Annotated in this window: 7 protein-coding genes and 1 pseudogene; all 8 read left to right on the forward strand. The window is 58.5% G+C overall.

Going from position 1 to position 8,812, the window contains the following annotated elements; translation table 11 throughout:
• On the forward strand, positions 1 to 2,075 hold a 2,075-nt coding region (locus LIG30_RS00435), incomplete at its 5' end, for a type VI secretion system Vgr family protein (RefSeq protein ID WP_038708683.1).
• Between the two features lie 5 nt (positions 2,076 to 2,080).
• On the forward strand, positions 2,081 to 4,378 hold the full coding sequence (locus LIG30_RS00440; RefSeq protein WP_051994807.1) for a M23 family metallopeptidase: 2,298 nt from the start codon (positions 2,081 to 2,083) through the stop codon (positions 4,376 to 4,378).
• Positions 4,375 to 4,848, forward strand: coding sequence for a hypothetical protein (locus LIG30_RS25795; protein ID WP_152985944.1), 474 nt, complete (start codon positions 4,375 to 4,377; stop codon positions 4,846 to 4,848). Before LIG30_RS00440 ends, LIG30_RS25795 begins: the two co-directional genes overlap by 4 nt.
• Positions 4,849 to 5,047: 199 nt before the next feature.
• On the forward strand, positions 5,048 to 5,680 hold the full coding sequence (locus LIG30_RS25800) for a hypothetical protein (protein WP_152985945.1): 633 nt from the start codon (positions 5,048 to 5,050) through the stop codon (positions 5,678 to 5,680).
• A 130-nt stretch (positions 5,681 to 5,810) separates the two neighbouring features.
• A complete protein-coding gene (locus LIG30_RS25805) occupies positions 5,811 to 6,383 on the forward strand; it encodes a hypothetical protein (protein WP_152985946.1) in 573 nt (190 codons plus the stop codon).
• 24 nt (positions 6,384 to 6,407) lie between these two features.
• Positions 6,408 to 6,668, forward strand: a complete 261-nt coding sequence (locus LIG30_RS00445) for a PAAR domain-containing protein (RefSeq protein WP_038708685.1) — start codon at positions 6,408 to 6,410, stop codon at positions 6,666 to 6,668.
• Positions 6,669 to 6,670: 2 nt separating this feature from the next.
• Positions 6,671 to 8,008, forward strand: a complete 1,338-nt coding sequence (locus LIG30_RS00450) for a hypothetical protein (protein ID WP_038708686.1) — start codon at positions 6,671 to 6,673, stop codon at positions 8,006 to 8,008.
• A pseudogene (locus LIG30_RS00455) lies at positions 7,989 to 8,812 on the forward strand (ImcF-related family protein); the annotation flags it as partial. The gene LIG30_RS00450 and the pseudogene LIG30_RS00455, both read left to right, overlap by 20 nt.

Consider the following 8,812-nt stretch of genomic DNA (forward strand, 5'->3'; position numbering starts at 1 on the left):
CCGTGCATGGGATCGTCACGAACTGGACGCGGGTCAAGACGAGCCGGGACGAGGCGACCTACCAGCTGCATCTGAAGCCGCGGCTTGCGCTGCTCGGCGAGGTGCACGATTCGGCGGTGTTCCTCGACCGTTCGTTCCGCGAGCTGCTGACCGACACGATCGTCGATCGCGATCTGTTCGAGTCCTACGACGTCGAATTCGAGCTGGAAGGGCTGGACGAGAAAGTCGAGCAGACCGTGATGTACGAGGAGACGGTCGCGAATTTCATCGATCGGCATTGCCGACGTGCCGGCGTGTATTACTACTTCAGGCAGGCCAGGAAGGACGACGGCCCGCAGCGCGACACGCTGGTGGTCAGCAACACGGCCCGCGGCTACATGCGGGCGCTGGAGGTGCCGCTGCTGCCGAATTCCGGCCTCGTCAGCTGGCACGAGGCGATCCTGACGCTGGCAGTGACGCGCGCGCTCGTGCCGCAGACCGTGCGCGAGCGGGATCACAATTATCGGCGGCCGGACGATCCGCTGCAGGTCGAGTCGGTCGTCGCCCACGACGACCGCTCGGTGTTCGGCAGCGTGAACCGCAGCAACGAGCATTTCCATACGGTCGACGAAGGGCAGGCGCTGGCCGACGCGCGGCGCGACGAACTGGTCACGCGGCAGACGCGCATCACCGGCACCAGCAACGTGATCGGCATGACGCCGGGCATGGTGGTGCGCGTGACCAACGATACCGTGCCCGAAGCGCCGTACGGGATCGTGATCACGAAGCTCGTCACGACGGGCAGCCGGAAGCAGTCGGTGACCAACACGTTCGAGGCGATCCCTGCGCACCTGACGTACCGGCCCGAGTACGATCCGGCAAAGCACTGGAGATGGATCGGCGGGACGCTCATCGGCACGATCGAATCCGGCGACGACGAGCCGTATGCATGGATGGACGAGCATGGCCGCTACCGGGTGAAATTCCAGTTCGCGCGGCACAGCGGCAAGCGCGGCACGAACAGCATGCCGCTGCGCCTGCTGCGCACGTCGGCATCGTTTCACGGCGGCTTGCACATTCCGTTGCTGCCGCGTACCGAGGTCCGGATCATCGCGACGCAGGCGAATTGCGATCGCTTGCTGATCGCGGGCGCCGTCCATGACTACGCGCGCCGGGATCTGGTGCACGGCAAGGAGGGGTGGTACAGCCGCACGGTGTTCCGCTCGCCTCTGCTCGGCAACAAGCTGCGCTTCGAGGACCTGAAGGGGCACGAGGGCGCCAAGCTCGCGTCGGTGTTTGCGAAGTCGTCGGTGTCGCTCGGTTATCTGGTCGACAGCGAGAAGCGGAAGCGCGGCGAGGGCTTCGAAGTGGCGACGCAGGGGTGGGGCACGGTGCGTGCGACGAAGGGGCTGTTTGTGTCGGCCGATTCGTTTGCGAATCCCGATGCGCCGCATCTCGACATGCAGGCGGCAATCAAGGAGCTGCAAACCGCCTTGCAGCGGGTCACAGCGCTCGTCAACGCGACAGCGCAGGCGAACGCGACGCCGGCCGACAAGGCGACCCAGGCCGGTCTGATGGGCGTGCTGGACCAGCTCAAGGGCGCGGGATTGCTGGCGAGCGCACCGGCCGGCATCGCGCTTGCGACGCCGAAGTCGATCCAGCAGGCCGCTGGCGAGAACGTGATCGTGACGGCTGGCCAGCATGCGGACTTGAGCGTGCTCAAGCGCTTTACGGTGGCCGCCGGCGAACTGATCTCGCTGTGCGCGCACAAGCTTGGCCTGAAGCTCTTCGCCGCGAAGGGACGAGTCGAAATCCAGGCGCAAAGCGACGCGATGGACCTGACCGCCGCCAAACAGGTGCGGCTCGCGAGCGCCGACGAGGATGTGCTGGTGGTCGCGCGCAAGAAGATCGTGCTGGCCAGCGGCAGCGCCGCGCTCAAGATCGAGGACGGCACGTTCGAGTTCATCGGCCCGGGCGCATTCAAGATCAAGGCCGGGACGTTCGTGTTTCAGGGGCCTGGTACCGTCAATCCTCTATTGCCGACGCCGCCGAAGAGCAATCTGAAGGCGCCCGCCGACTACTCGGTTTCCCACTGAATCCCATGATCATCAGCCCGCCTTTCCTGCCTCCCATCGATGCCGATTCGACGAAAGAAGATCCGTTGATGGAGGCACTCGACAAGATGACCGACAGCAGCGGCCTCTATCCGGTCGCGTTCGATCGCCGCTGGCATACCGGCCTGCATCTCGTTCCATGGAATGACCGCTCGCTGCCCGTACGGGCGATCGCCGATGGGGAGGTCGTCGCTTACCGCGTGTGCCAGCACCCGATCGCGGACACTGCCGGCAACCAGAACACCAACGCCGGATTCGTGCTGCTGAAGCACACGACCGACACGGGCGAAAACCGCACGTTGACGTTCTATTCGCTGTACATGCACCTGCTTGACCTGAACACCATGACGCATGACGGCATGCAGCCGCCGCCGATCAACGAGCCCCATAGCATGCCCGAATGGCTGCGCTGGGACTCGGGTGGTCCGGTATCAGGCGAGGGCAAGAAGGTGCGGCGGAAGGACATTCTCGGTTACACGGGGCAATGCCAGGACCGATGGCAACTGCACTTCGAAATCTTCATGGCGCCGGGGGATTTCGACGCCTATTTCGGGGAAACGCAACTCGGGAATCAGGAGGTTGCGACGCCGCGAGGAGGCGATTGCTGGGGGCATAGCTATTACGTGATTCCCGCGAATCAGAACTTTCACGCGCAGCCGCCGGGCGTGGAAGCGGACAAGCTGCGCGGGATCAAATTTCCCGCGCAGCAGTCCGGCCAGAACGAACAGCCCCTGTACGTCGAGGTGTATTTCCAGAAGGGCGACAAATACACCAACGTGTGGAGCGTGGCGGCCGATGGTAGCCGGACATTGCTGACCGATGAGCCCGCGGTCGAGTCGGAGTTCGAATACGACATGTACAAGCGCGCGAGCGCGCTGTATCCGACCTGTCCGAGCGACGGCTACGAGATGCTCCGGTTCGGGAGGATTCTGAGCAAACCTGAAACGCTGCCTCCGGCTCCCGATCAAGAGACCTCAACCGCCCCCAATCTGCGCAAGACCTGGTACTGCATCCCGTTCGCCAATGGGCAGCAGGGGTATATCGACATCAGCAAGCCGGCCATCACCCGGCTGTCGGACGCGGATTTTCCGTTCTTCGCCGGGTGGCGGAAGATTCAGGCGTCGACTGCGCCGGTCGATCAGAACGGGCTGTGGGATCTGGACAAGCTCAAGGGTGTGGTCCGGGCAGCCGTCGGTGACGTCGAACTACCCGGAACCGATCTGATGGGCGAGCCGCAAACTTCACAGCAGAAAAGCGACGCCATGCGCTATTACGTGATCGACCCGGATCACGAGGCCGTCCGGAAACTGCTGCGCGGCTTCATCTGCGAGGCGCCGAGCGAGTGGGACAGCGCCAATCTCGATGCTTGCTACCGGCATTTGTTGAACGAAGGCGAGCACTTCGAATGCAGGCAGGATGCCTATAACAGGTTCCTGGATTTCGTCAGGAAGCTTCATTTCTGGGACAAGACCGGCCTGCCTGCGGGAGGGAAGGTTTGGTTTTTCCATCCGCTTGCTTTCATTCGGCACTTCAGGAGGTGCGGATGGCTAAGCAAGGATGAGCTGTCCCAGATTTATGCTGAGTCGAAATATGCTTCCGTTGGGAAAACGGGAGCTGAGTATAAAGAGCGCTACAGAATTGATCTGAATAAAGTGTTGAGAAAATACTCACTAAACAACTCGATGCGAGGCTCCCATTTTTTTGGGCAATGCGCCGTTGAGTCTTTTTACATGATGGTCGTCAGGGAAAGCTCCACGCCAATTGCAAATGCCATCAAGAAAAATCATCCTTCTATAATGCCGGAGCTGAATGGCTATCTACGCTCTCCGCCAGCCAATGAGGCTGATGTTGCGTATTTCAAAAAACTATATGAGGGGAGATTAAATCTCGCGAACACAGACGGCGGAGATGGAGTCAAATTCAGAGGCAGGGGGTTCAAGAAATTGACGGGAAGATTTAATTATTCGGAATACTGGGTGTATAGGGGATGGTTGGATGCAAAATCTTATGATCATGCGTGGTTTGCAAATAAAAAAAATGGCAAGCCCCTTCCAGGGCCTCAAATAAACAACCCAGAGATCGCCGGAAATGATACGTACGCATGTGTAGATACGGCCGGATTTTTTTGCGTGCGTTACTTGGTTGCAAGGGTTTCAGATCGAGGGGTTGAGCGGGAAATTTCTGGTGCGGTTACTAAAATCGTAAATCGTTACGATACTGCGAGCCCTCCGTTGCGCTGGAAGGAGACACAGGATGCCAATAATATATTAGGAGATTTTGCTTGATCCATTATTTGGTAATTTTTTTATATTTTTTTTTGAGCAATGCAAGGGCTGACGCCATCCAGTCTTGTGACGGGGAATTGCTGGCCCATGTTGACGATTCGCGCCCGGGAGTGGTGATTTTTGAGAAAAAAGGCCAGGAGATCGGGTCTGCTGGCATTGATCACGATATCGTTGGCGGAGAATTTAATTTAGAAAATTCGCTGCTGGTCGTATATGGGGCGCCAAAAAAATTGGACCTAACGGCTCCGCAGGGAGAGTATCTTTCGGTTTATTCTATTTTGCCGCATCCTCATATGATTATGAAAAAATCGTTTGGGGGTGGGATTTATGATGTTGCCTTTGGTGTTGGCGGAAAATCGATATATGTTGCCAGTAGATTTGGATTTGAAATAACTGATGCTAAGAAAAATTTGTGGAAATATTTTGATCCATTGTCTGAGCCAAATTTTGAGAGGCAGAGATGCAATTAAAGATAAGTCTTATGTGGTCTGGCGTATGGTGCAATGTGCTCTTATGCAATCGCCGTGCATCAGTTGGTAAATCCGGCTAAGTGGCGTCAGCTGAACGTAACGCACATCGTCGGACTTCTGAATAAATGGGCGCTGAAAGGGTGCCTTTGCATGGGATGATCCGATAGATTGCGTTCACCGAATTTTTTGTGGGTATTGAATGACATTTAAATTAACTGCTGCGCTGGCTTTTCTTTTGATAACTTCATTCGCAAATGCTCAGTCAACAGGTTTCTTATGCAATCGGGTTGCCGGAAATTTAGACGGACTCAGTTTGTCTGATTGTTCCTATATGAAAGGCGTTCTCGTAGCGAAATATGAAGCACCGCGCCGATCTTCGCCATACTCGACAGATTTTGATCGGCGTAGATTTTATATCGCATTTTCAAAAAATTCCGATGCATTGTTCGATCGTGTTGGGGTAAAAGTGACGAAGGGGAAAGTTGTTCTTGATTCGACTCGCCTCGCCATTATTCCGGAGGTGAGCCAGATTAAATGGCGCCACGTATCGAAAGAAAAAATCAAAAAAAACGGTTGGGTGATCTTTGTGGAAGATGTTCAATATGCGGCGCAAGGCCAAGTGGCTGGTTTCCCTATCGAATGTAGAACAGCCATTCATCAGCGACTTCCGACGGGTGGCGTCGTGGCCGCCTCAGAATGTTTTGCGTATGAAGATCGGGAGAGTTTCTTGCGGATTTTGGGTGGCATCAATTTTTCGGATTATTCAACTAAGTTGCCTTCAATCGGTGTTGGAGTTCCAAATCAAGTCACGCACGACCAAAGAGGAAATTAAGTGAAAAAAATTTCAATATCATTCAATTGATGATTGATGGGTGGTTGGCGGCGATATCTGTATGTCAAGTGATTTGGTCTGCTTTTCCCGTGTGCATTGCTTTGTGTTAAGGATGTCGGATAGAGGCGCAATGGAAGGTTATGCGGCAGTTTCTAGGATAGTAGATAATCACGGCGCTACGATTCATCGGTTGCGCGATAGGGACGTGCGGGATGGCCATGTGGTTTGTTGGCGTGATTTTATTTGGTATTTGATTGTTTTTGTATTTTTTTATGCTTTTGCGATTGCTTGCGGATGCGTTTTTGCCGGGGATAAAATTATATATTTTGATGTAAATTCGAGGATTAATGCAGAATTGAATATTTCTGGCGAAAAAATATCATATTTTGTTTCCGGAAATGGCGAGAAATATTTCGGAAGCGTTGATATTGATGTCGACGGAGAAATTCATGTTGATATAGGTGACTACCTCTTTAATGGAGACAAAGGGTTTTCGGTTTGGTATTTCGATCAAGGGATGGGGATCCATACGATCCATCGAGTTTTTGGATTTTCCAGGAATGTTGGTGGATTTGCGGAGTATTTCCCAAAATGCGGGGGCGAGTTTATTGACTTGCGAGTTGACAGAAAAAATTATGCGCTAATTAGCACATACTATGACAAAAATATTCCAAAAATATGCATAACAAGGCCGAGCAAATAATTTCAATTTTTTATTGGTGAAATTTTGAAAACACCTATCCGACAAGATGACGAACTTGAGCACGGCGGCCACGTCACAGGCGGTTCGCCGACTACGCAATTCATGGGCCGGCCACTGGCGCGCAAGGGCGATGCCGCGATCTGCGACCTGCACGGCGAAACCATGATCGACGAAGGCGACGCATCGTTTCCGGATCAGGACGGCAAGCCCGTGGCCATGCACCATCATCGCTGCGCGTGCGGCTGCCGGCTGATCGCGTCGCTGCAAAACGTTCACATCGGTTGACCATGCCTGTCGATCTCTCGCCTGCGGGGTTGCCATCGGCCTATCCGGCACACGGGCCGCGCTTCTGGCCGTGGCTGCTCGGCTGGACGGTGTGCTGCGGGCTCGGGGCAGCAGTCGTATTGTTGCTGTGGCCGGCCGGCACGCCCGCGCGGGGCCTGCAGTTCTGGCTCTGCCTGTTCGGCATCCCGAACGCGGTGTTCTTCGCGGCGTTTGCGATCGCGCGCGCAATCTACGAGGCGGACTACCTCTACGCGCTGTTCCGGAACCAGCACCGCGCAGCGTGGCTTAGGGATCGCATCCGCGAGGCCCAGCGGCCGTTGCAGGTGTTGGGTGCCGGATATTGCCTGCCGCTGGGAGGCAAGCCGCTTGGCGAGGTGCTGGTCGGCAAGACATCGCTGCTGGAAGCACGCGCGCCGCGTAGCGGCACCGGCCGGGTCGTGCACAACCGGTTTGCCGACGACGATCCCGTGCTCCGCGACGACGCGGACGAGCCGCTGGATGCGATCGACGCGACCGATAACGGACATGTCGAGGTCGCCGCGGCGGTTGACGGCCGGGTCCCACCTGCTCCCGTGCCGCCGCTCGTGCGCGTAGTCGAAGACGCGCTGGCGCCGCTTGTGGAGAGCTTGCTTGCGCTGTCGCAATACGGCCCGAAATACGCGCCCGCAGTGCGCGTGCTGTCTCCCCCCAAAGCGGCCAGCATGCGCGTGGAGCAGGTCCGGCAAGCATTGCAACGGGCAGGTCTGCCCGGGCTGGAGTGCCTCTCCGCGGCCAGCGCCGACGGCCTGATGGTCGCGGATGCCTGGCTGGACGCGGGCGAACAGCGGCCGTTGCTGGTCGTCGCGGCGGCGTGGCACGACATGCCACCGCCGGGGAGTACCGAGGGGGCGGTCGCGGTGCTGCTCGGTCCGGGGGTGTTCCAGCTACCCGATCCGGTGACGGTGGCCGGCATGCTGCACCGTCCGGTGGCGGATGATCTCGACGGCCTGAATGCCGTGCTCGCGAACGGCGTGCTGTGGGGCGCGGCCGACGCCGCCACCGTTGCGACGGCCTGGATCAGTGGCCTGGACAACGCGCACGACACGCAACTGCTCGCGGCGCTGCGCAGTGCCGGCCTCCCGGACGTCGCGAAACAGGACGCCCAGCGCCGCCCCGATCTCCTCATCGGCCATGCGGGGGCGGCAGGCGGGTGGCTGTCGGTCGCCGCAGCGATCGAGGCGGCGGCAGGAACGCAACTGATTCTCCACGCACCGTCGTCCACGTCGATCGCGCAGGCCGCGATCCTGCACGTCAACGACCGAACAAGGCACGAAGAACCTGATGACGAACACACGCAATAACATGCAGATTCTCGGGGCGAGCGAAACAGACGCGACCCGAACCGCCCCGACGCTCGCCTGGGGGCCGATTTTTCTCGCCCTGCTCCTTGCCGGGGTCGCGTTTACGCTGGTCTGGCTCAAGGGCGAACTGCTCGGCGTACTCACGCGCGAGGCGAAGCTGGGCGCGTCGATATGGATTTTCCTGGCGCTCGTGGCCGCGATCCTGTTGCACCTCGGGTTGCTGTTCGGTGGGGCGTATCGCCTCGTCGGGCGCGTGTTTCGCTCGGACGCAGGAGAGCGGGGGGCAGCGGTGGAGCAGACGAAACCGCTTAAACGCGATGTCCGCCTGCAATTTCTCGTCGACGAGTTGCGCACGTCACACGGCTGGCGCTGGCGCAACCGGACGCGCTGGCTGCTGGTGAATGGCACGGACGCACTGATCGAAGCCATCGCGCCAGGCCTGAAACGCGCGGGCGCGATGCCGGCCGGCGATGCGATCCTCGTGCACGCCGCGCCGGACGGCATCGACGCAGTGCAATGGCGTCGCCAGATCCGGCAACTTCGACGCCGCCGGCCCGTCGACAGCCTGATTCAGGTGGTGCGGCTGGGAGAGGGCAGCCGATCCGGCGAGGCACTGCCGCGCACGCTGGCCGGGCTCGCCACGGATCTCGGCTGGGCCGCGCCGGTCACGTTCCTGCACGCGGTGCCCGCGCAGGGCAGCCAACCCGACACATTCGACGCAATCGGCGCGTTTCCGGGTCCGGCACTCAAGGGCGCGCAACCGGCTGGGGCGTTGCGCGACCAGCTCGCCGCGATCGAGCGACA

Origin of the sequence: Burkholderia sp. lig30, assembly GCF_000687455.2 — a bacterium.
Classification (GTDB): Bacteria; Pseudomonadota; Gammaproteobacteria; order Burkholderiales; family Burkholderiaceae; genus Burkholderia.

Excerpts from the sequence above, each read along its gene's own strand:
- LIG30_RS00440 (WP_051994807.1), top strand. The coding sequence starts at position 2,081 with ATGATCATCAGCCCGCCTTTCCTGCCTCCCATCGATGCCGATTCGACG.
- LIG30_RS25800 (WP_152985945.1), top strand. The coding sequence starts at position 5,048 with ATGACATTTAAATTAACTGCTGCGCTGGCTTTTCTTTTGATAACTTCA.
- LIG30_RS25805 (WP_152985946.1), top strand. The coding sequence starts at position 5,811 with ATGGAAGGTTATGCGGCAGTTTCTAGGATAGTAGATAATCACGGCGCT.
- LIG30_RS00450 (WP_038708686.1), top strand. The coding sequence starts at position 6,671 with ATGCCTGTCGATCTCTCGCCTGCGGGGTTGCCATCGGCCTATCCGGCA.